Here is a 20,612-nt window from a genome sequence, read left to right as displayed (position 1 = left end):
GACTACGGTTTTTGTACAGGAATCTTTTTATCGTCGGCCTTGATGTCGGAAGCAATTTCCGGCTTGGCGCCGATCTTGTCAACCTTGGCGTCCACCTTGGCCAGCTGCACCGGCAGTCCCTGGAAGTGGTTCAGGGCTTGTTGCAGCTGGAAATCATCCTTGGCGCCGTATTCGAGCGGCTTGCGCTTTTTCGCCGTGGCGATCAGGCGCTGCTCTTCTTCCAGTTGATCCTGCATGCCTTCCATCGTCGGCTTGGCCGCTTCCGGCTTGCCGTCGTTGCTGCTCAAGTGTTTTTCCAGGTCCGCCTCGCGGATGCGCAAGCTGTTCCAGCCATCGCCTTCGGCCGTTTCATCGACCAGCAAGTCGGGCACGATGCCGCGCGCCTGGATGGCCCGGCCTTTGGGCGTGTAGTAACGGGCCGTCGTCAGCTTGACGGCCGTATCGGCCGTGATCTGGCGCAAGGTTTGCACGGAACCCTTGCCGAACGTTTGCGTGCCGATGACGGTGGCGCGCTGGTAATCCTGCAAGGCGCCGGCGACGATTTCCGACGCGGAAGCGGAGCCGGCATTGACCAGCACCACCAGCGGCACGGTTTTCAGCGCGGCCGGCAGCTTGGCCAGCGGGTCGGCCTTGGCGCCGGGCGGCGCATAGAATTCGCGGCGTCCATAAAACACCTGTTTCGATTCGGGCAACTGGCCCTTGGTCGAGACGATCACGGAATTACCCGGAAGAAATGCTGTCGCCACGCCAATGGCACCCGGCACGACGCCGCCGGGATCGTTGCGCAAGTCCAGCACCAGGCCCTTGAGCTTGGGGTCTTGCGCATACAGCGCGTTGATCTTTTTGACCATGTCATCGACGGTCGGTTCCTGGAACTGAGCGATGCGCAGCCAGGCGTAGCCGGGCGCGACCATCTTGGCCTTCACGCTTTGCACGCGGATTTCCTCGCGCACGATGGGGAACACCAGCGGCTTGCTTTCGCCCTTGCGCGACATCGTCAGCACCAGCTTGCTGCCGGGCTGTCCGCGCATCTTCTTGATGACGTCTTCCAGCTGCAAGCCTTTCAGCGGGATATTGTCGAGGCGGGTGATCAGGTCGCCCGCCAGGATGCCGGCCTTGGCGGCCGGGCTGTCCTCGATGGGCGAGACGACTTTCACGTAGCCGTCTTCCATGCTCACTTCGATGCCGATGCCGACAAACTTGCCCTGCACGCTTTCGCGCATTTCCTTGAAGGCATTTTTATCGAGGTAGACGGAGTGCGGGTCCAGCGACGAGACCATGCCGGAAATGGCTTCCGTCAGGAGTTTCTTGTCTTCCACCTTCTCGACATAATCGGACTTGATCAGGCCGAAGACGTCGGACAGCTGGCGCAGCTCGTCGAGCGGCAGCGGGGCATTCGTGATTTTCTGCGCCACGGCCGGGAACTGCAGCGACATGCCGATGCCGGCCAGGACGCCCAGACCGATCAGGCCGATACTTTTGACTTTGATACCCATGTATTCTTCGCAATCTACAAATTCGCTGGGGAACTTAAAACTTCACCCAGGTGGCTGGATCGAAGGCGCGGCCCTGATGACGCAATTCAAAGTATAGCCCTGATTCCTCGTTGCCGCCGCTGTTGCCCGCGCTGGCAATGGCGTCGCCGCCCTTGACGGCGTCGCCCACCCGTTTCAGCAAGGATTGGTTATTGCCATAAATACTCATGTACTGGCCGCCATGGTCGACGATGATCAAATTGCCGAAACCGCGCAGCCAGTCGGAAAACACGACACGGCCGCCGGCGATGGCGTGGATCTCGCTGCCCTCGCCTGTGCGGATGAACACGCCCTTCCAGCTGGGGCCGTCACCGCGCTTGCTGCCGAAGCGGGCGGCGATCTTGCCGGCCACGGGCGCGCGCAGCTGCCCTTTCATGCTGGCAAAGGCGCCGGCCGGCGCGGCCGGGCCCAGGCTTGGGCGCTCCGGTTCCGGTTCCGGCTTCGGCTCCGGCTTAGTCGCCACCTTGGCCACCTGCGGCGGCTCGTCGTCGTCGATCGGTTCCAGTTTCACGGGCGGCGGCGGTGTTTGCGGCTTGATCTTGCCCGATTTGTTTTGTTGCTCTTTCGCCAGGCGTTCGCGTTCGGCCTGCGCCTGGGCGGCCTTGGCGCGCGCGGCCAGCAAGCGTTCGCGTTTTTCCGCCGCGATCCTGGCGTCGGCGGCCGCTTTGGCGGCGGCGCGCTGCTCGGCCAGCAATTGCTGGCGTTTCTTTTCAGCCGCGGCGGCGGCGGCCTGCTCTTCGATCAGTTTCGCCAGCTTGTCGACCAGGTTGCCCATGCGCTGTTCGTCGCGCTCGACATTGCCCACTTCCTTGCGCTGCGCCACCAGGCGCTGCGACAAGCTCGTCAGCAAGGCGGCGCGGCGCGCCTTCTCTTGCACCAGCAAGGCCTTCTGGTCGCGCTCTTCCTGCGCGATTTCTTCCAGCTCATCCTTGGCGTTCTGCACGTCGGCCTGGTTTTTCTCCACGGCCAGCAAGTTGGCGCGCAAGGCTTCCAGCAAGCGCGCCTGCGCCTGCGACACATACGCCATCAGTTGCAAGTCGCGGTTGATGCGGTTCGGGTTATCGCCCGACAAGAGCAGCTTGATGCGGTCTTCGTTGCCGGCAACATATTGTTCACGCAGCAATTTGGACAGCTGCGCTTTTTGTTTTTCGACGGTGGCCGTCAATTGCTGGTGTTCTTGCCCCAGCGCATTGAGTTTCACGCCCGTCGCGCTTTGCTCCTGCGCCAGGTCGCGCAGGGCGCGGTTGGCGTTGGAAATGGCCTCTTCCGACTCGGCCAGGGTATCGGCCGCGTCGTCCTTGGCGCTTTCCGTGCGGCTGATGTCGCGCTTGAGCGCCGTCAGCTTTTGTTGCAATCCAGCACGTTGTGCTTCCGCGGCCGCTTTCTGCTTGCTGCGTTCGGTGGGCTTGGCACCCTGTGCGGCACCGCTCGACAACAGCAGCGCTGCGCACAGCATGGCACCGGCGCGCCACGCCGGCAGGGATCGTTCAGCAGAGGGGGCGATTGCTGTGCCGCGGAAGAAAGACAACAAGTTACTTGGCCTTCCCTTGGTTCGCCACGGCCGCTTGCGCTGCCGCAATCGCTGCCGGGTCGCCCAGGTAGTAGTGACGGATCGGTTTCAGGTCGGCGTCCAGTTCATACACGAGCGGCTGGCCGTTCGGAATGTTCAGGCCGACGATATCGCTGTCGCTGATGCCATCGAGCATCTTGATCAGCGCGCGCAGGCTGTTGCCGTGGGCCGAAATGATGATCTTCTTGCCGGCGCGGATGGCCGGGGCGATTTCTTCATCCCAGGCCGGCATCACGCGCGCCACGGTGTCTTTCAGGCATTCGGTCAGCGGAATCGACGCTTGCGGCAAGCCGGCATAGCGCGGATCGTTGAACGAGGCGCGGTCATCGTTCGCTTCCAGCGGCGGCGGTGGCGTGTCGTAGCTGCGGCGCCACACCAGTACCTGCTCGTCGCCATACTTGGCGGCAGTCTCGCCCTTGTCCAGGCCTTGCAGGGCGCCGTAGTGGCGTTCGTTCAGGCGCCAGTCGTTCTTGATCGGCAAATACATCATGTCCATCTCGTCGAGCGCCAGCCACAGGGTGCGGATGGCGCGCTTCAGGACGGAAGTGTAGGCCACGTCGAACGTAAAACCTTCCTGCTTGAGGATCTGGCCGGCGGCCCTGGCTTCGTTGACGCCCTTTTCCGTCAGATCGACGTCGGTCCAGCCGGTGAAGCGGTTATCGAGATTCCAGGTGGATTCGCCGTGACGCATGAAAACGATTTTGTACATAGTTCTATCTTCTCAAGGGGTTCAAATCAAAAAAGCAAAACGTAAAAAGACCTCGTCCAGCTTCTATTTTATAATGCGCGGATTGACTTAAACCATTGGACCCTACGTGAAATTCATTATCGACCACATTTTTCTGTTTGCCATCGTCATTATTTCCGGCGGCGCCCTCCTCTGGCCACTGCTGTCGATGCGCGGCAAACGCGCGACCGTGCTGGAAGTCACGCAACTGATCAACCGTGGCAAGACCATCATCGTCGACGTGCGCAGCGCGGAAGAATTCGCCACGGGCCACTTGCCTGACGCAAAAAATATGCCGCTGCCGGAACTGGCAAAACGCCTGGGCGAGCTGGAAAAATTCAAAACGCGCCCCATTGTAGTGGTTTGCCAGAAAGGTTCGCGTTCGGCAACGGCCGTCGGCCTGCTGGGCAAAGCCGGTTTCGCCGAGGCAACGAGCCTGGAAGGCGGTATCGACGAATGGAAAAAGCAAGGTTTGCCGTTGAAAACCTTGTCGCTGGCGAAATAAGCCAGCCTTAACTGAAGGAATCGACATGACCGTACCTGTAATTGTGTATAGCACCGCCGTGTGCCCGTATTGCGTGCGCGCCGAGCGCCTGTTGGAAGCCAAGGGCGTGACCGTGCAAAAGATCCGCGTCGACCTCGACCCGGAAGAGCGCATCAAGATGATGGAACGCACGGGCCGCCGCACGGTGCCGCAGATCTATGTGGGCGATACCCACGTGGGCGGTTTCGACGATTTGTATGCGCTCGATCAAGCCGGCAAGCTGGACCCCTTGTTAAATGGCACGGCAGCCTGATATAAAGCGGGTTCGAGAAATTGCTTGGTTTTTTGTCGTATTGTTTTGATACAATTGCCCTCGCACCTGATCTGGCCGCGCCTACCCGGCGCGGTTTGAATACCGCAAGCACCATATTTGAACGGTGTGCCGTTCTTGTCCCTTACAACGAAAGCGTTCCATGTCTGACGAAAATCTGCAACCAGTCTTCCAAATCCAACGCGTCTACCTGAAAGACATGTCGCTGGAACAACCAAATTCCCCAGCTATTTTCCTGGAACAAGAAGCGCCAGCCATCGAAGTGGCACTGGACGTGGGCGCTGCGCCTCTGGCCGACGGCATCTTCGAAGCCACCGTGACCATCACCGTCACCGCCAAAGTCGGCGAAAAAGTCGCTTTCCTGGTTGAAGGCAAGCAAGCCGGTATTTTCGAAGCACGCAACATTCCTGCCGATCAACTCGATCCGCTGCTGGGAATCGGCTGCCCGAACATCATCTACCCTTACCTGCGCGCCAACATCGCCGACGTGATCACCCGTGCCGGCTTCCCGCCAGTGCACCTGGCCGAGATCAACTTCGAAGTGTTCTACCAACAACGTCTGCAAGCTATTGCTGACGCTGCCGCCGCTGCACCAGCAGGCGACGCGACGACGCACTAAGCTTCAGGCAAGACCCGCCGGCCGTCAAGGCTGGCCTGACACGGCGGCCTGGCCGCCGTGTTTCGTTAAGGTTCAAAAATATCATGTTGAAAAGTGCGCTCTTGAGCAAGTTCCGCTGGATCGCCGGCACCGTGCTGCTGCTGGCCACCGCCGCCAGTCACGCCGTCGATTTCAAAACGGTGGGCGCCGCCCCCGTGATCCTGTACGACGCGCCGTCCGCCAAGGGCGGCAAGCTGTACGTGGCGCCACGCGGCATGCCGCTGGAAGTCGTGCTCAGCTACGGCGAATGGGTCAAGGTACGCGACGCCAGCGGCGAAATGGCCTGGACCGAAGCCAAGGGCCTGTCGGCCAAGCGCAACGTCGTGGCGCGCGCCGCGAACCTCAAGGTTCGCGCCAGCCCCGATGACACCGCCTCCGCCATCCTCCTCGTCGACAAGGGCGTGCTGCTGGAAATGAGCGAGCAGCCGAGCTCCGGCTGGGTCAAGGTGCGCCACAAGGATGGCCAGAGCGGCTACGTCAAGACCAGCGAAGTGTGGGGCCTGTAAGCACCGCGTCCGTTTCCCCTGCCCCGTTGAGGTTGCATGCAAGTTTCTCCTGAAGTCACTCCCGATAGCATTCCCGCCGCCCGCAAGATCACCGTGCTGGGCGCCGGCGCCTGGGGCACGGCCGTGGCCATGGCCCTGGCCGGCCGCCACGACGTGCTGCTGTGGGGCCGCAACGGCGAGGCCATGGCCGCCATGGCCGCCAGCGGCGAAAACAGCTATTTGCCCGGTTTCCCATTGCCGCCGCAACTGCGCATCAGTGCCGATTTCGACGCCGCCGTCGCGCACGCCGCTGGCGAACACGGCCTCTTGATCGCCGCCTGTCCCGTGGCGGGCTTGCGGCCCATGCTGCACCAGTTGAAAGATCAGTTGAAAAACAAGGCCATCGCCAACCTGGTGTGGCTGTGCAAAGGCTTTGAAGGCGGCACGGGCTTGCTGCCGCACCAGATCGTGCAGGAAGTGCTGGGCGACACGGTCCCCGGCGGCGCCCTGTCCGGTCCTTCGTTCGCGCAGGAAGTGGCGCGCGGCTTGCCGTGCGCGCTGACCATCGCCTCGCACAGTGCCGCCTTGCGCAGCGCCGTCGTCTCGGCCTTGCATGGCGGCACCATCCGCGTGTATGCGAGCGACGACCTGGTAGGTGTGGAAGTGGGCGGCGCCGTGAAAAACGTGCTGGCCATTGCCACCGGCGTGGCCGACGGCCTGGGTTTGGGCTTGAATGCGCGCGCCGCGCTGATCACACGTGGCCTGGCGGAAATCACACGCCTGGGCACGGCCCTCGGTGGCCAGACGGAAACGTTCATGGGACTGACGGGCATGGGCGACTTGATTCTGACGTGCACGGGCGACCTGTCGCGCAACCGCAGAGTCGGCCTGGGCCTGGCGCAAGGCAAGGCGCTGGAGACCATCGTGGCCGAACTCGGTCACGTGGCCGAAGGCGTGCCCTGCGCCAAGGCCGTGCGCGAACTGGCGCGCCGCATGGGCGTCGACATGCCGATCACGAATGCCGTGGCCGGCGTGCTGTTCGATGGCGATGTACCGCACGTGATGGTGCAGCAGCTGCTGTCGCGCGATCCGCGCGCCGAGGCAGCTTGAAGCACCCGGAAAACTAGCGCCCCGCCTTGTGCATGAGTATGGTGAGCAATAATAAACTGTCTTCGCGCGCTTCCAGGGCGTGCGCCTGGCCGCCGAGCAGGTACAGCATCTGACCCGGTCCCAGCACCTGCACGCCGCCATGCGCCTCCACCGCCACCTGCCCTTGCAGGCACAGCAAGGTGATCTCGCCGAGCACATGATGCTCGGGCATGGTCTTGCCCTTGGGCATGCACATGCGGATCAATTCCAGTTCATCCGTTTTGGCCAGCGCAATGGCGGAAAACTGCGACAGGTCGCCGCCGTCCCTGCGCAGCACCTCGATCACCTGTCCTGAACTCGCGTGCTCCAGCGCCATCATGTGCTCCTTCAGTCATTACTCGGGGACTTCCTCCGGCTCTTTCGCGCCGCGCATCCACTCGACCAGCGGCCACGCATCCTGCAAGCCTTGCGCCAGGGTCGGCAGCAGTTTTTCCGGTTCGTTAACGGGCAGCGGCACTTCGGTCCAGACAAAAAAGCTTTTGAGCTTGATGAATTCGATATGTTCGGCGTCCGCGTCAAACCCCTTGGGCGGGCGCTGCAGCTTGCCCTCGTTCTGGATGGTGCCGAAACGGGCCTTCAAGCGCTTATTTTTCAGCACTTTGGAAAAACCTGGCGCATCGTTGAGCATATGCTCGCGCAGCGCCTTCAAGCGGCCAGGTGGCGGCATGTATTCGCCGGCGCCGAACAGTAAATTCCCTTGGCCATCGATCTGCAGATAATACGTGGGACCGCCCGCCTTACTGGGGCGGCGCATGTCGTTCGGCGCGATGGCGGCCGAAAAACGCGTTTTATACGGGCTTTTGTCGTGCGCGAAACGCACGTCGCGGTTGATGCGGAACATGGCCTTCTTCGGATTGCAGTATTTCACGGCCGGGTCGAACTTGCCGAGCTCGCCGATCAGACTGGTGACCAGCGCCAGGAATTCCTCGCGCAGGATGTCGTAGCGGGGCTTGTTCATCACAAACCAGGGACGGTTGTTGTTGTCGCTCAGTTCACGTAAAAATTGGGTCAAATCACGCACATGCATGTGTCAAATTCCGATAAGCAACTATTTGGAAAGCTCTTTCGGGATGGGGCGCTTGCCCACCATCACGTCGAGTGCCGCTTCGCGATTCTTGCGCAGCACCGTCATTTTAGCTTTTTCGCCGGGCGGCAGTTGCGCGATGAGGTTCAGCATTTCCGTCGTGTCGCCCACGGGCTTGCCTTGCACCGTCAGCAGGATGTCGCCGGGCACGATACCCGCCTTGTCGGCCGGGCCGTTGCGCACCACGCCGGCGATGATGGCGCCGCTGGTACGCTGCAGGCCGAAACTTTGCGCCAGCTCGGGCGTGATGTCCTGTGTTTCCACGCCGATCCAGCCGCGCACCACGTGGCCATCCTTGATGATGGCTTCCATCACCGTCTTGGCCGTCGAGACGGGAATGGCGAAGCCGATGCCGACGGAGCCGCCGCTTTGCGAGTAAATCGCCGTATTGATGCCGATCAGATTGCCGCGCGTATCGACCAGGGCGCCGCCCGAGTTGCCGAAGTTGATGGCCGCATCCGTCTGGATGAAGTTTTCAAAACTGTTGATGTGCAGGTTGTTGCGGCCCAGGGCGGAGATGATGCCCATGGTTACCGTCTGGCCCACGCCGAACGGGTTGCCGATGGCTAGCACCACGTCGCCCACGCGCGCCTGTTCCGACTGGCCCAGCACGATGACGGGCAACTTGTCGAGGTTGATCTTGATGACGGCCAGGTCCGTTTCCGGGTCCAGGCCCACCACCTTGGCGGGCGCCTTGCGGCCATCGGTGAGCACCACTTCGATTTCGTCGGCGCCTTCGACCACATGGTTGTTGGTCAGCACATAGCCTTCATGGCTGACGATGACACCGGAGCCAAGGCTGTTTTTCAAGTCGTCGTCGCCGTCGTCCGGATCGCGGTCGCCGAAGAAACGTTTAAAGAAAGGATCGCGCGCCAGCGGATGGGCGCCGCGCTTGGGCACTTGCAGGGTGAGGATGTTGACGACGGCGGGCATGGCGCGCGCCGCCGCGTCGCGGTAGGAACCGGGCGCCAGGCTGCTGGACGCCGTTTCCACCACGGGCACCGGCTTGGCGGGAGAGCCCAGCTGCTGTACCCGGCTGGCCGGGCGCAGTGCGCCGTACACAAAATACAGCGCCAACGCGATCGTCACGGTTTGCGCAAACAATAACCAGAATCGTCGCATAGTTTTCTGCCCAGGTCAGCCGGCCGGTGCCGGAACGGCTTATTTTGCCAGATCGCCGCCGTTGCGTGCGTTCTGCTGCAGGGAGTCGCGGATTTCACGCAGCAGCACGATGTCTTCCGGCGTGGCCGGTGCCGGTGCCGGCGCGACCGGTTCGCTGCGGCGGGCCTTGTTCATCAGGCGTACCATCTGGAAGATGATGAAGGCAAGGATGATAAAGTTGAGCAAAATGGTCAAAAAGTTACCATAGGCCAGCACGGCGCCCGCCTTTTTCGCTTCCACCAGGGTCATCGTCGTCGCTTGACCGTTCAGGGGCAGGTAGTAATTGGCGAAATCGAGGCCGCCGAAAATGCGGCCGATGGGCGGCATGATCACGTCTTGCACCAGGGAATCGACAATCTTGCCGAAGGCGCCGCCGATGATGACACCGACCGCCAGATCGACGACGTTGCCTTTCATTGCAAATTCTTTAAATTCCTTCATCATTGCCATGAATTTCTCCTTCTGATAGATATAAAAACATGCCGATCATACTATTGATTCCCAGTGCCACCAACTTGTGGTTGTCGGCGAGACCAATTCGTGCACAGCCGGGTGCATCTAGTTCGAAAGAACTAGCCACCTCCTGCAAAAGTATATAAATTATGGTACAAGCAACGTTTTTGTTCTATTCGTTGTTTGCTTCACTTATAATTTGCGGTTGCCAGAAGTGGATTTTCACTTCCGGATAATCAACAAGAAACTGGCATGGGCTGCGCCATAGTCCGAAGTTCCGCAGGGATGTTGCCACTTTACCGCGCAAAGACGCGGGTTGCGGCAATCAGTGGGAAAGAGCTTCGGCGACGGGTTTTTCGCGGCTGCCACTCATAATAAAGATTCGCATTTTGACTGATTGGGGTTTGCATGAGTAACGAAAAGCAGGTCGATTCAGGCCGTCGCGGCTTGCTCGTCGCCACGTGCGCGGCGGGCAGTGTAGTTGGATTGGCAACCGCGGGAGCCTTGGTAAGCACCTTCCAGCCGTCGGAGCGCGCGAAAGCGGCTGGCGCGCCGGTCGAAGTAGACATCACCACCTTGCAACCCGGCGAAATGCGCACCGTCGAATGGCGCGGCAAGCCGGTCTGGATCCTCAAGCGCACGCCGGAAATGATCGCGTCGCTGAAAAAGACCGATGGCAAAGTCGCCGATGCCAATTCGCAACGCAACCCCGCCGAATTCACGCCTGACTACTGCATGAACGAAGCGCGCTCGATCAAGCCTGAAATTCTCGTCGCCGTCGGCATCTGCACCCATCTGGGCTGCTCTCCTTCCTCGAAATTTGCCCCCGGCCCGCAACCGTCGCTGCCCGATGACTGGGAAGGCGGCTTCCTGTGCCCTTGCCACGGCTCCACTTTCGACATGGCAGGCCGCGTGTTCAAGAACAAGCCGGCGCCGGACAACCTGCAAGTGCCGCGCCATATGTACCTGAGCGACACCAAATTGCTGATAGGTAAAGACGAGAAAGGCGAGGCTTGATCATGGCTGCTTTTAAAGAAACGAAATTCCCGGCAGACGCGCCCGTCGCCGAAAAAGCGCTGGGCTGGGTCGATGACCGCTTTCCCCTGACCAAGCTGTGGAACGACCAATGGGGCAAGTACTACGCCCCGAAAAACTTCAATTTCTGGTACATCTTCGGCTCGCTGGCCATGCTGGTGCTGGTCTTGCAGATCGTCACCGGCATCTTCCTGACCATGCACTACAAACCGGATGCGGCCCTGGCCTTCAATTCCGTCGAGTACATCATGCGCGAAGTACCGTGGGGCTGGCTGGTGCGCTACATGCACTCGACGGGCGCCTCGGCCTTCTTCATCATCGTCTACCTGCACATGACGCGCGCCCTGCTGTACGGCTCGTACCGCAAGCCACGTGAACTGATCTGGCTGTTCGGTTTCGCCATCTTCCTGTGCCTGATGGCCGAAGCGTTCTTCGGTTACCTGCTGCCATGGGGCCAGATGTCGTACTGGGGCGCCCAAGTGATCGTCAACCTGTTTGGCGCCATCCCGTTCATCGGCCCTGACCTGTCGTTGTGGATCCGCGGCGACTACGTTGTTTCCGACGCGACCCTGAACCGCTTCTTCGCCTTCCACGTGATCGCCATCCCGCTGGTCCTGCTGGGCCTGGTTGCTGCGCACTTGATCGCCCTGCATGAAGTCGGCTCCAGCAACCCGGACGGCATCGAAGTGAAGGAAAACCTGGGCGCCGATGGCCACCCGCTCGATTCGATTCCATCGCATCCGTACTACACCGTGCATGACTTGTTCGGCGTCTCGATCTTCCTCGTCATTTTCAGCGCCGTCGTGTTCTTCGCGCCGGAAATGGGCGGCTACTTCCTGGAATACAACAACTTCCTGCCAGGCGATTCGCTGAAAACCCCGCTGCACATCGCGCCAACCTGGTACTTCACGCCGTTCTACTCGGTACTGCGCGCCACCACGGCCGACTTCATGTACGTGCTGATGGGCGCCGTGGCGGCCTACGTGGTATTCATCTGGCTCAAGTCGCGCCTGTCGACGACGGTCAAGTCCATCGTTGCCGGCATCGCCATCGTCGCCATCATCGGCATGCTGCCGCAGGTGCTGGACGCGAAATTCTGGGGCGTGGTGTTCTTCGGCGGTTCCGTCGTGATCCTGGCCTTCCTGCCATGGCTCGATCATTCGCCCGTGAAATCGATCCGCTACCGTCCGACCTGGCACAAATATGTGTACGCCATCTTCGGCCTGTCGTTCCTGGTGCTGGGCTACCTCGGCACCCAGGCGCCAACGGATGCGAAAACCATCGTGTCGCAAGTGTGCACCCTGATTTACTTCAGCTTCTTCCTGCTGATGCCATGGTGGAGTGCCATGGGCAAGTTCAAGACCGTGCCGTCGCGTGTGACGTTTCACCCGCACTAAGCCGCTCTCACGCCACGCTCAAAGGACATACATCATATGAAGATTGCAAAAAAACTGCTCGCCATCCTGGCCCTCGTGCCCGCCATGGCTCTCGCCAGCGAAGGCGGCTTTCCGCTGGACAAGGCTCCTGACCGCCAGACCAACATGGCGGCGCTGCAACATGGCGCCAAATTGTTCGTCAATTATTGCTTGAATTGCCACGCCGCCGTGTCGATGCGCTACAACCGCCTGCGCGACCTGGGCTTGACGGAAGACCAGATCAAGCAGAACCTGTTGTTCTCCGGCGATAAAGTCGGCGACTTGATGACGACTAGCCTGGCACCACAGGACGCCAAGGCCTTCTTTGGCGTCGTACCGCCGGATTTGTCGGTAATTTCGCGCGCGAAATCATCTTCCGCTGGCACAGGCGGCGACTACCTGTATACTTACCTGCGTACGTTCTATAAAGACGACACTCGTCCGACCGGCTGGAACAACATGGTCGTGCCGAATGTTGCCATGCCGCATGTATTATGGGAATTGCAAGGTGTCCAGACTGCCAAGTTCGTGGAAGAGAATGATCCGCACGAAGCTGGCAAGAAGATCCACAAATTTACCGGCTTCGAGCAGGTCAAGCCAGGTACGTTGAACAAGATCGAGTATGACAATGCGGTAGCCGACCTGGTCGGCTACATGGAGTGGATGGCCGAACCGGCACAGCAAACACGCAAGCGCCTGGGCGTGTGGGTGCTGCTGTTCCTGTCGGTATTTGCTCTGCTGGCATGGCGCCTTAACGCGTCGTTCTGGAAGGAAGTCAAATAAGTGAGGCGCCGGCCTTAGGCCGGTTTATGCCTGTTTCTGCGTTGTCCGCATGAGTGGACAAGCGACCTGGGGTGAGCCGTTCGCGGCTTCACCCCCTTTGTTTCTAAGGAACTATAAAAAATGATGGTTCTCTATTCGGGTACAACCTGCCCATTTTCGCAACGCTGCCGCCTGGTCCTGTTTGAAAAAGGCATGGACTTCGAAGTGCGCGACGTCGACCTGTTCAACAAGCCGGAAGATATTTCGACCATGAACCCGTACGGCCAGGTGCCTATCCTGGTCGAGCGCGAACTGATCCTGTATGAATCGAACATCATCAACGAGTACATCGATGAGCGCTTCCCGCATCCGCAACTGATGCCGGCCGATCCGCTGATGCGTGCCCGCGCACGCCTGATGCTGTTCAATTTCGAAAAAGAACTGTTCGTGCACGTGCACGTGCTGGAAAGCGAACGCGCCAAGAGCAACGACAAGGCCCACGACAAGGCACGCGCGGAAATCCGCGACCGCCTGACGACCCTGGCGCCACTGTTCCTGAAAAACAAGTACATGCTGGGCGACGAATTCTCGATGCTCGACGTGGCTGTTGCGCCGCTGCTGTGGCGCCTGGACCACTACGGCATCGAACTGTCGAAGACGGCCGCACCGCTGATGAAATACGCCGAACGCATCTTCTCGCGTCCAGCCTATATCGAAGCACTGACGCCATCCGAGAAAGTGATGCGCCGCTAAAAGATATTCCCGGCAGGCAGCGCCTGCCGGGAATATCTTGCGTCAGCAGCCAGTCTTTTGAATTACCGGTGCGCCCGCCTCATGCTTGATGGGGGGCGCTCCCGCCTCACAGTGCCTACCATGTCTGAAATCTCAACCAAACCTTATATGCTGCGCGCCATCTACGAGTGGTGCACCGACAGCGGCTACACGCCTTATCTCGCGGTCAAAGTCGATTCGCGCACCACGGTACCGATGGAATACGTGAAAAAGGGCGAGATCGTGCTCAACATCAGCTTCGGCGCCACCAGCGGCCTGAAGATGGACAACGACGCCGTCCGCTTCCACGCCCGCTTTGGCGGCGTCTCGCGCGAAATCTACGTACCGGTTGACAACGTGATGGCCATCTACGCCAACGAAAACGGCCAGGGCATGGCCTTCGAGCCGGTGCTGGGCAACGATGACCCCGACGCGCAGCCGACCGACAGCCCGGCCTCCGCCGACGTGCCGCCGCCCGCGCTGGCCCCGGTCTCCAGCGCCCCGACCCTGTCGTCCGTGCCGACCAGCTCCCCCGAACAACGCGACAACGCCACACAAGGCGACGACGAGCCACCAAAAAAAGGCGGCCGCCCGACCCTGACACGCATTAAATAGCGTATAATTCGCAACGCGCAGTTTTTGCCGACTTAGCTCATTTGGTAGAGCAGTTGATTTGTAATCATCAGGTGGCCAGTTCGAAACCGGCAGTCGGCACCAATAAATTCAAGCACTTAGCCCAATCCTCAGGATTGGGCTTTTTGCTTTCTGGATGCCATGTAACCCATGTGTAACCCGGCTTGATCAATCAAGCCGGACCAACCAGCTGCCTGTCGCACCATGCACAGGTGCGACACCCTTCTCTCAAGCACCAAGAATGCGCCGGATAGCCTCTACCGGCCAGGCCAGCCGGCCGTTCACCCGAACCGGCCGCAGAGGCCCATTTTCGGCGGACGCCCATACCCGCAATGTCTGCGGTTTTCTCCCAGGTGGTAAGCAGCACATGCAGTGTCGACATGTGTCCGCCGCTCGAGGTCAAGCGGCGTGAAGCCCTGCCAAGATTGAGAACCTGCCATCTGGTGTTGTACTGAATCGCCACGACCATTGTAGACACTCCTGAGCCTTAATTTAGGCAAAGGAGAAATCATGAGCGGGAAGCGGTATACCGAAGAATTTAAAGTCGTTGCGGTCAAGCAGGTTGTTGATCGCGGGCACCCGGCAGCCGAGGTCGCTGAAAGGCTTGGCGTCAGCATCCACAGCATCTATGCGTGGACACCTACCTCGGTGAAACACGAAGAGAATCTGCAGCATCTTCCGGCCAACTGTTCGTTATCTCTTCCCCGCTTTATCTGTCCCTCAGCTATTTCTGACACATCCGTTATTCAGATACCTTGCCTTTATCTGCATTCCAGATAATATCAATATATCTGAATAACGGATACCACACATGTCCTTCTCGCCCACCACTCACCGTCTCCTCACGGCGTCGCAGCTCGGCCAGTTGCTCGCATCGACCCGCAAACGGCACAAGATCACTCAGGCGACTGTAGGCACGCGTGTCGGCTTGAGCCAGAACCGCATCTCCTACCTGGAGAGTCATCCTGACGAAATCAGTGTCAAGCAGTTACTCAGCTGGTGCTCCGCACTCGAGCTGGAGCTGCAGTTGGGCGAGCGCGATACGTCCGCCACAAGCGATTCGGCCGAGTGGTAATCATGGGCCGCCGCTCACACAGCCAGACGCTCCATCTTTGGGCAAATGGCGACTATGTAGGACGCTGGACGGTCAAGGCCAACGGCGACTCCGAACTCCAGTACGATGCGTCCTGGCAAAGCTCAAGGCTGGGGCGCCCGATCTCGCTGTCGCTGCCGTTCAATCTACGCAATGAACCACTCAAGGGTGCCAGTGTTGCCAACTACTTTGAGGGCTTGCTGCCGGACAGTGACATCATTCGCAAACGCGTTGCGACCCGGTTCAAGACAGGCTCTCTCAAACCGTTCGACCTGCTCGCGGCTATCGGCCGGGACTGCGTCGGCGCCTTGCAGCTGCTGCCCGAAGGCGGCAAACCGGAAGGACTGGCCCAGGTCGATGGCATCGCACTTGACGAGGAAGACATCGAGCGGCACCTGCTCGAGGTGGTCAGCTCGGAGCGGCACGGCGCCACAGATGATGCCGACGATGATTTCCGCATTTCGCTCGCTGGCGCGCAAGAGAAAGATGCTTTCTTGTGGTGGGATGGGAAATGGATGAAGCCGCGTGGCGCGACGCCCACAACGCACATCTTCAAGCTCCCGATCGGGATGGTAGGCGGGAAAAAAGCCGACTTCACCACGTCGGTCGATAACGAGTGGCTATGCCTGCGGCTGTTCAAGGAGTACGGGCTGCCCACGGCAAATGCCCAGATTGCGACCTTCGGCGCGCAACGGGTGCTCGTCGTCGAGCGTTTTGACCGCGTGCGATCAGCCGATGGCAAGCAGCTGTTCCGGCTGGTTCAAGAGGATTTTTGCCAGGCGACGGGAACATCACCGCTGCTGAAATACGAAAATGACGGTGGGCCGGGGTTAAAACAGATGTTTACCCTGCTGCAGCAATCGCAGCAGAGCGCTGCCGACATGCACACGCTGATGGCCTCTCAACTTCTGTTCTGGATGCTGCGCGCCCCCGATGGCCACGCCAAGAACTTCAGTATCCAGCTACTGGCGGGCGCCGGCCGGTTCAAGCTGACGCCCATCTATGATGTGATGTCCGGCTATCCTGGGATCGGCCCTGGCCCCAACCAGTGGGCCGAACGCAAACTCAAGATGGCGATGGCGCTACTCGGAAGCAACCGGCATTACCTCGCGCATGGCATACAGCGGCGACACTTCAACAGCACTGCAAAAGCGGTCGGCTATGGCGCGCACGCCGAACCGCTCCTGCTCGATTTCATTGCCCGCACACCCGCCATCGTAGACAAGGTCCGCGGCGAACTGCCTGTGGGGTTTTCGGAAAAGGTGGCCGACAACATTCTGGGCGGCCTGCTTGATGCCGGGGCCGCCCTTCAACGGATGCCGCCAGCCTGACCAGTGCCTCGCGGATAGCAAGGCCGCAACGGGCACTAACACGAAAATGGCCAGTATTTTTACCCCGGTTAAACATGAGGAAAATCAGCAGCCTCTCTCGCCAGCTATTCCGTTATTCCTCTTTTAAAAACGCCTCCACCTCGAACTGCACTCAGCAGGATCAATGCACAGCTGGCACCGATCGTGTACATGGCTACGTTGACGCGGCGGATCCAGGAAAGCGGAAACCACCGCACTGCCACGGCGCGCGTCCATGCGGAAAATGGAAGCCGGCAAGAAACGGAGATTTTCATTTTTACCACATTCTTGCGATAGTTGCCATGAGATGAAACTAGTTGACTTGACGCAATAGGCTGCACTGAGTTTAACTGTGTTTATTGCCGGCATAGCTCAATCTAGGCTTCGTGCTCGCACGAAAACGTGGCCTTTTCCTGTTCGATGCGTCCCTTGTCCATTTTGGAGTTGCCATGTTCCACACCCTGCGTGCGCGCCTTATCGGTATCGCCATTGCCATCGCCGCGGTGGCGCTGGTTCTCCTCTCGACTGTGACCTTCGTGAGCGTGCGTACCAATGTCCTCTCTTCGCTGGACAAGCAGATCAACGATGTCACGCGCCTGTATGCCCGTGAGCTGACCGAGTGGGTGCAGGACAAGCAGCGCATTGCGGGCGCATTGAAGGTGGCGGTGGCCCAGCCGGATCCGCAACCCGCACTCGATACGGCCCGGCAGGCCGGAGCATTGGATTCGGTGGGCTTTGCCTTGAGCGACAAGCGTGCTCACTACAGCGGATGGACGGTGCCACCGGACTTCGATGGCACGGCGCGCCCCTGGTACAAGCTGGCGGCGTCGACAGGTGGCCCCGCCATCACGTCCCCTTATGCCGATGCCGGTACCGGCGAACTGTACGTGAGCTTCGTGGAACCCGTTTTCGCGCAGGCTGGCGGTGCGCTCGCCGGCGTGGTCAGTGCTGACGCGAAGCTGACCTCAGTGGTCAGGAAAGTCAACGCCATCCACCCCACGGAAAAGAGTTTTGCCGTGCTCGTCGACGGCACGAACAACACCATCCTGGCGCATGCGCGCAAGGAATTGACGCTCAAGCCGGTCACCGACCTGGCAGCCGGCCTCGACGCCGCGCTGATGGCGCGCCTGGTCGCGGGCAATAACCATGCCGAAGTGATGATCGATGGCGCCCCGCAGATGGTGTATGCCGCCAAGGTCGAGGGGACGCCATGGATACTGCTGACGGCGGTTGACCGCGACCTCGCTACCGCGTCGCTGAGGTCGATGCTGCGCGTGACGGTCGTGCTCACGGTGCTGTGCCTGCTTGCTGCCGGCGGTTTGATGTCGCTGTTCGTCAGCCGCCAGCTGCGCCGCATGATACTGGTGCGCGACGCGCTGGAAGACATTGCTTCGGGGGAAGGTGACCTGACGCGACGCATGGATACGTCCGGCCGCGACGAGCTGACGCAAATTGCCAGCGCCTTCAACCGTTTCGCCGACAAGATCGCCACTGTGCTGCTACAAATCCGCGAAGCGTCCGATACGGTACGGACAGCATCGGGCGAGATTGCCTCTGGCAACAATGACCTGTCGATGCGCACCGAGTCGCAAGCCAGCGCGCTGGAAGAAACCTCTGCCGCCATGGAGCAACTGATGGCGACTGTCCAGCAGAACGCCGAAAACGCCATGCAGGCTGACCAGCTGGCCACCAGCGCCACGCAGGTGGCCGGGCGTGGCGGCGAGGTGGTGCAACAGGTGGTGCAGACCATGGGCGACATCAATATTGCCTCGCGCAAGATCGTCGACATCATCGGCACCATCGACGGGATCGCCTTCCAAACCAATATCCTGGCGCTCAATGCCGCCGTGGAAGCGGCGCGGGCCGGAGAAATGGGCCGCGGTTTTGCTGTCGTGGCGTCGGAAGTGCGCTTGCTCGCCGGCCGCTCGGCCGAAGCGGCCAAGGAAATCAAGGCGTTGATCGGCGATTCCGTGACGCAGGTCGACGCAGGCAGCCGGCAGGTGGAAAGTGCGGGCGTGACCATGCGCGAGGTGGTCGACAGCATTCGCCAGCTGGCCGGTATCGTCAAGCAGATCAGCAGTGCCAGCCATGAACAGAGCAGTGGCATCACCGAAGTGGGGACGGCGGTGACGCAAATGGATGAAAACACCCAGCAGAATGCCGCCCTGGTCGAGCAAGCCGCCGCCGCTGCGCAATCGCTGCAGCAGCAGGCCAGCGCGCTGGCCGAGGTGGTCGCAGGCTTCAAGCTGCCGCAGATGGAAGGCAGTGCCTTGCCGTCATCGGGGCGGGTACCGCAGGCCGGGTCGCGCGATGCGCTGCGCCTGCACTAACACGGGAGATTGACCATGTCTGCAAACTATCGTGGCGCCGTCCTGGCGGCAGCGTTGATCTTGCTGTGCAACGCCGTATCGGCCGAGGAAGTGGCCGGATCGCCGTGGACCGTCGGCGGGGCGATCCGTTTCAATTATGTCTACAAGAGCTGGCAGGACGACTATCGAAGCGGCTTCGTCGGACTCGACACGGCACGGCTGGACGTCAATTTTGACGACGGCACGCTGATCGGCTCGGCGCAATACCGCTACAACCGGTACCCGAAGGGGCAGGGTGGCTATTGGCAGCACTTCCTGCATCACGGCTGGGTCGGTGTGCGCCTGGCCGACAAGAGCACCGTGCAAGCGGGCCTGGTGAAAAATCCGTTCGGGCTGCAGCCGTTTGCGTCGAATAATTTTTACGAGTCGATGGCCTTCTACACCGGTTTCGAGGACAAGTACGATCTCGGCGTGACCTACGCCAGCCCACCCGGCCCCGTCGAGTGGCAGCTGGGCTTTTATCCGCGTGACGGGGGTTCCTATGGCGGCGGCGGCAATACCGCCGGGGCTTCGAACCGCTACTCGTACAATATCGTGCCCGATGACGACCGGCAGGGGTTTGCCACCGGCCAGCGCGACCACGAACGCAATACCTTCACGGGCCGCGTCGTTGCCCACGTCGGCAGTTCAGGCCAGCATGAAGTAGGCTTGTCCGCCTTGACCGGCACGATACGTAACGACACCCGCAGCGAAGGGCGCGATACCCGCCGCAATGCGGTGGCGCTGCACTACCGGGGCGGCATGGGGCCCTGGAATGTCATGCTGGAAGCCTTGCGCTACAGCTATGGCACCAGCCACGGCGTGACCCAGACCTACGGCGGGCTCGACCCGAACAGCTTCGTCATCCTGGGCGCATTCGGTTATCCCTACCCGGTGGCAGCCAAGGGCGATATCTATATCGCCAACCTCAGCTACGACATCCCTGGCACACTGGGCCCGCTTGGCGGATTCAAGCTGTATAACGACTACAGCATCCTGCGCAAACGTGTCGGCAACTACAAAAGTTCGGTGCAGAACGTTAGCGGACTGAGTTTTTCATCGGGGAAATGGGTGTTCTACGCCGACTTCATGCTGGGCAAGCATCACCCGTATCTGTCGCCGGACGCAGGCGGGCTGGCGTCGACCTCCCTTCGGCACGATGGCTACACGCGCAGGATCAATTTACAGGCGGGGTATTATTTCTGAGCGGGCAATCTTGCTGACGTGGCCAAGGGTCCATGGCCATTGCATTGCTGCACCGCGCAATGACGTCTGCCGCATTTAGGCGCACTATGGGCACTTGCTGGCGAAGAACAACTTTCCGATGTCTGGCTTGCCTACCTGGGGAAACATCATGTCCGCACACACTTACAAGCTCATCGAGCTGGTCGGCACATCGACCGAGAGCAGCGATCAGGCCATACGCGATGCCATTGCCAAGGCGGCGCTCACGGTCAAGCATATGGACTGGTATGAAGTGACGGAATCGCGCGGCCATATCGTCGATGGCAAGGTGGCGCACTTCCAGGTCACGCTGAAGGTCGGCTTCCGGCTCGAATAGGGTAAGGC

22 protein-coding genes, 1 tRNA gene and 1 pseudogene are annotated in these 20,612 nt (G+C 60.4%); 17 read left to right on the top strand and 7 right to left on the bottom strand.

The features are described from left to right. Positions 1-2: 2 nt before the first annotated feature. The 3 genes from CLU91_RS17820 to gpmA all read right to left on the bottom strand — a co-directional run bounded on the left by CLU91_RS17820 (position 3) and on the right by gpmA (position 3,814). Positions 3-1,496 carry a S41 family peptidase gene (locus CLU91_RS17820; RefSeq protein WP_100875226.1) on the bottom strand — a complete coding sequence of 498 codons (1,494 nt, stop codon included), beginning with the start codon at positions 1,494-1,496 and terminating at the stop codon, positions 3-5. A 34-nt stretch (positions 1,497-1,530) separates the two neighbouring features. Further along, positions 1,531-2,991, bottom strand: coding sequence for a murein hydrolase activator EnvC family protein (locus CLU91_RS17815; RefSeq protein ID WP_100875225.1), 1,461 nt, complete (start codon positions 2,989-2,991; stop codon positions 1,531-1,533). 76 nt (positions 2,992-3,067) lie between these two features. Further along, on the bottom strand, positions 3,068-3,814 hold the full coding sequence (gpmA, locus tag CLU91_RS17810; RefSeq protein WP_035823826.1) for a 2,3-diphosphoglycerate-dependent phosphoglycerate mutase: 747 nt from the start codon (positions 3,812-3,814) through the stop codon (positions 3,068-3,070). A gap of 106 nt (positions 3,815-3,920) precedes the next feature. Between gpmA and CLU91_RS17805 the strand changes: the two genes are divergently transcribed. From CLU91_RS17805 to CLU91_RS17785, 5 genes are all read left to right on the top strand, one after another. Beyond that, on the top strand, positions 3,921-4,337 hold the full coding sequence (locus CLU91_RS17805) for a rhodanese-like domain-containing protein (RefSeq protein ID WP_071079850.1): 417 nt from the start codon (positions 3,921-3,923) through the stop codon (positions 4,335-4,337). Positions 4,338-4,362: 25 nt separating this feature from the next. Next, a complete protein-coding gene (gene grxC / locus CLU91_RS17800) occupies positions 4,363-4,629 on the top strand; it encodes a glutaredoxin 3 (protein ID WP_034783579.1) in 267 nt (88 codons plus the stop codon). Between the two features lie 160 nt (positions 4,630-4,789). Beyond that, positions 4,790-5,266, top strand: a complete 477-nt coding sequence (secB, locus tag CLU91_RS17795; protein ID WP_076565035.1) for a protein-export chaperone SecB — start codon at positions 4,790-4,792, stop codon at positions 5,264-5,266. Positions 5,267-5,349: 83 nt separating this feature from the next. Continuing rightward, positions 5,350-5,811 (top strand): SH3 domain-containing protein, encoded by a 462-nt coding sequence (locus tag CLU91_RS17790; protein WP_100875224.1) that lies wholly within the window; start codon positions 5,350-5,352, stop codon positions 5,809-5,811. 36 nt (positions 5,812-5,847) lie between these two features. After that, positions 5,848-6,900 (top strand): NAD(P)H-dependent glycerol-3-phosphate dehydrogenase, encoded by a 1,053-nt coding sequence (locus CLU91_RS17785; RefSeq protein WP_100875223.1) that lies wholly within the window; start codon positions 5,848-5,850, stop codon positions 6,898-6,900. Between the two features lie 13 nt (positions 6,901-6,913). Here the strand turns inward: CLU91_RS17785 and CLU91_RS17780 are convergent, their stop codons facing one another. From CLU91_RS17780 to mscL, 4 genes are read right to left on the bottom strand one after another with little or no spacing between them, the layout of a single operon-like run. Next, entirely contained in the window at positions 6,914-7,258 is a 345-nt protein-coding gene (locus tag CLU91_RS17780) for a hypothetical protein (protein ID WP_232730788.1), read from the bottom strand. Positions 7,259-7,273: 15 nt separating this feature from the next. Further along, complete coding sequence (locus tag CLU91_RS17775; RefSeq protein WP_100875222.1) at positions 7,274-7,966, bottom strand: DUF2461 domain-containing protein; 693 nt, start codon at positions 7,964-7,966, stop codon at positions 7,274-7,276. 21 nt (positions 7,967-7,987) lie between these two features. After that, complete coding sequence (locus CLU91_RS17770; protein ID WP_100875221.1) at positions 7,988-9,145, bottom strand: Do family serine endopeptidase; 1,158 nt, start codon at positions 9,143-9,145, stop codon at positions 7,988-7,990. A gap of 39 nt (positions 9,146-9,184) precedes the next feature. Then, entirely contained in the window at positions 9,185-9,634 is a 450-nt protein-coding gene (gene mscL, locus CLU91_RS17765) for a large conductance mechanosensitive channel protein MscL (protein WP_100875220.1), read from the bottom strand. A 411-nt stretch (positions 9,635-10,045) separates the two neighbouring features. Here mscL and petA point away from each other — a divergent pair, with 411 nt between their 5' ends. The 12 genes and pseudogenes from petA (at position 10,046) to CLU91_RS17700 (ending at position 20,604) form a co-directional block, all read left to right on the top strand. After that, complete coding sequence (gene petA / locus CLU91_RS17760) at positions 10,046-10,654, top strand: ubiquinol-cytochrome c reductase iron-sulfur subunit (protein WP_099761011.1); 609 nt, start codon at positions 10,046-10,048, stop codon at positions 10,652-10,654. Positions 10,655-10,656: 2 nt separating this feature from the next. Beyond that, a complete protein-coding gene (locus CLU91_RS17755) occupies positions 10,657-12,069 on the top strand; it encodes a cytochrome b (protein ID WP_100875219.1) in 1,413 nt (470 codons plus the stop codon). A 36-nt stretch (positions 12,070-12,105) separates the two neighbouring features. Beyond that, positions 12,106-12,870, top strand: coding sequence for a cytochrome c1 (locus CLU91_RS17750; protein WP_070223750.1), 765 nt, complete (start codon positions 12,106-12,108; stop codon positions 12,868-12,870). A gap of 120 nt (positions 12,871-12,990) precedes the next feature. Beyond that, positions 12,991-13,602: a glutathione S-transferase N-terminal domain-containing protein gene (locus CLU91_RS17745; RefSeq protein ID WP_010394154.1), complete on the top strand. Its 612-nt coding sequence runs from the start codon at positions 12,991-12,993 to the stop codon at positions 13,600-13,602. 120 nt (positions 13,603-13,722) lie between these two features. Next, a complete protein-coding gene (locus CLU91_RS17740) occupies positions 13,723-14,235 on the top strand; it encodes a ClpXP protease specificity-enhancing factor (RefSeq protein WP_100875218.1) in 513 nt (170 codons plus the stop codon). Between the two features lie 26 nt (positions 14,236-14,261). Further along, positions 14,262-14,337: transfer RNA gene (locus CLU91_RS17735), tRNA-Thr, on the top strand. Positions 14,338-14,763: 426 nt separating this feature from the next. Then, a pseudogene (locus tag CLU91_RS17725) lies at positions 14,764-14,889 on the top strand (transposase); the annotation flags it as partial. A 175-nt stretch (positions 14,890-15,064) separates the two neighbouring features. Then, on the top strand, positions 15,065-15,328 hold the full coding sequence (locus CLU91_RS17720; protein ID WP_100875217.1) for a helix-turn-helix domain-containing protein: 264 nt from the start codon (positions 15,065-15,067) through the stop codon (positions 15,326-15,328). A gap of 2 nt (positions 15,329-15,330) precedes the next feature. Beyond that, on the top strand, positions 15,331-16,677 hold the full coding sequence (locus CLU91_RS17715) for a type II toxin-antitoxin system HipA family toxin (protein ID WP_100875216.1): 1,347 nt from the start codon (positions 15,331-15,333) through the stop codon (positions 16,675-16,677). A gap of 467 nt (positions 16,678-17,144) precedes the next feature. After that, positions 17,145-19,025, top strand: a complete 1,881-nt coding sequence (locus tag CLU91_RS17710; RefSeq protein WP_100875215.1) for a methyl-accepting chemotaxis protein — start codon at positions 17,145-17,147, stop codon at positions 19,023-19,025. Between the two features lie 15 nt (positions 19,026-19,040). Continuing rightward, entirely contained in the window at positions 19,041-20,249 is a 1,209-nt protein-coding gene (locus CLU91_RS17705) for a hypothetical protein (RefSeq protein ID WP_100875214.1), read from the top strand. 148 nt (positions 20,250-20,397) lie between these two features. Continuing rightward, on the top strand, positions 20,398-20,604 hold the full coding sequence (locus tag CLU91_RS17700; RefSeq protein ID WP_034753599.1) for a dodecin: 207 nt from the start codon (positions 20,398-20,400) through the stop codon (positions 20,602-20,604). Positions 20,605-20,612 lie beyond the last annotated feature (8 nt).

This window comes from Janthinobacterium sp. 64, from assembly GCF_002813325.1.
Lineage (GTDB): Bacteria > Pseudomonadota > Gammaproteobacteria > Burkholderiales > Burkholderiaceae_D > Janthinobacterium.
The sequence above is the reverse complement of the archived record's forward strand: the minus strand, read 5'-3'. Positions and strand labels throughout refer to the sequence as shown.

Coding starts and splice junctions, on each gene's coding strand:
- petA (WP_099761011.1), top strand. CDS start 10,046: ATGAGTAACGAAAAGCAGGTCGATTCAGGCCGTCGCGGCTTGCTCGTC.
- CLU91_RS17770 (WP_100875221.1), bottom strand. CDS start 9,145: ATGCGACGATTCTGGTTATTGTTTGCGCAAACCGTGACGATCGCGTTG.
- CLU91_RS17790 (WP_100875224.1), top strand. CDS start 5,350: ATGTTGAAAAGTGCGCTCTTGAGCAAGTTCCGCTGGATCGCCGGCACC.
- CLU91_RS17755 (WP_100875219.1), top strand. CDS start 10,657: ATGGCTGCTTTTAAAGAAACGAAATTCCCGGCAGACGCGCCCGTCGCC.
- mscL (WP_100875220.1), bottom strand. CDS start 9,634: ATGGCAATGATGAAGGAATTTAAAGAATTTGCAATGAAAGGCAACGTC.
- CLU91_RS17710 (WP_100875215.1), top strand. CDS start 17,145: ATGTTCCACACCCTGCGTGCGCGCCTTATCGGTATCGCCATTGCCATC.
- CLU91_RS17775 (WP_100875222.1), bottom strand. CDS start 7,966: ATGCATGTGCGTGATTTGACCCAATTTTTACGTGAACTGAGCGACAAC.
- CLU91_RS17785 (WP_100875223.1), top strand. CDS start 5,848: ATGCAAGTTTCTCCTGAAGTCACTCCCGATAGCATTCCCGCCGCCCGC.
- CLU91_RS17705 (WP_100875214.1), top strand. CDS start 19,041: ATGTCTGCAAACTATCGTGGCGCCGTCCTGGCGGCAGCGTTGATCTTG.
- CLU91_RS17745 (WP_010394154.1), top strand. CDS start 12,991: ATGATGGTTCTCTATTCGGGTACAACCTGCCCATTTTCGCAACGCTGC.
- CLU91_RS17780 (WP_232730788.1), bottom strand. CDS start 7,258: ATGATGGCGCTGGAGCACGCGAGTTCAGGACAGGTGATCGAGGTGCTG.
- grxC (WP_034783579.1), top strand. CDS start 4,363: ATGACCGTACCTGTAATTGTGTATAGCACCGCCGTGTGCCCGTATTGC.
- CLU91_RS17740 (WP_100875218.1), top strand. CDS start 13,723: ATGTCTGAAATCTCAACCAAACCTTATATGCTGCGCGCCATCTACGAG.
- CLU91_RS17720 (WP_100875217.1), top strand. CDS start 15,065: ATGTCCTTCTCGCCCACCACTCACCGTCTCCTCACGGCGTCGCAGCTC.
- CLU91_RS17715 (WP_100875216.1), top strand. CDS start 15,331: ATGGGCCGCCGCTCACACAGCCAGACGCTCCATCTTTGGGCAAATGGC.
- CLU91_RS17750 (WP_070223750.1), top strand. CDS start 12,106: ATGAAGATTGCAAAAAAACTGCTCGCCATCCTGGCCCTCGTGCCCGCC.
- gpmA (WP_035823826.1), bottom strand. CDS start 3,814: ATGTACAAAATCGTTTTCATGCGTCACGGCGAATCCACCTGGAATCTC.
- secB (WP_076565035.1), top strand. CDS start 4,790: ATGTCTGACGAAAATCTGCAACCAGTCTTCCAAATCCAACGCGTCTAC.
- CLU91_RS17700 (WP_034753599.1), top strand. CDS start 20,398: ATGTCCGCACACACTTACAAGCTCATCGAGCTGGTCGGCACATCGACC.
- CLU91_RS17820 (WP_100875226.1), bottom strand. CDS start 1,496: ATGGGTATCAAAGTCAAAAGTATCGGCCTGATCGGTCTGGGCGTCCTG.
- CLU91_RS17815 (WP_100875225.1), bottom strand. CDS start 2,991: ATGCTGTGCGCAGCGCTGCTGTTGTCGAGCGGTGCCGCACAGGGTGCC.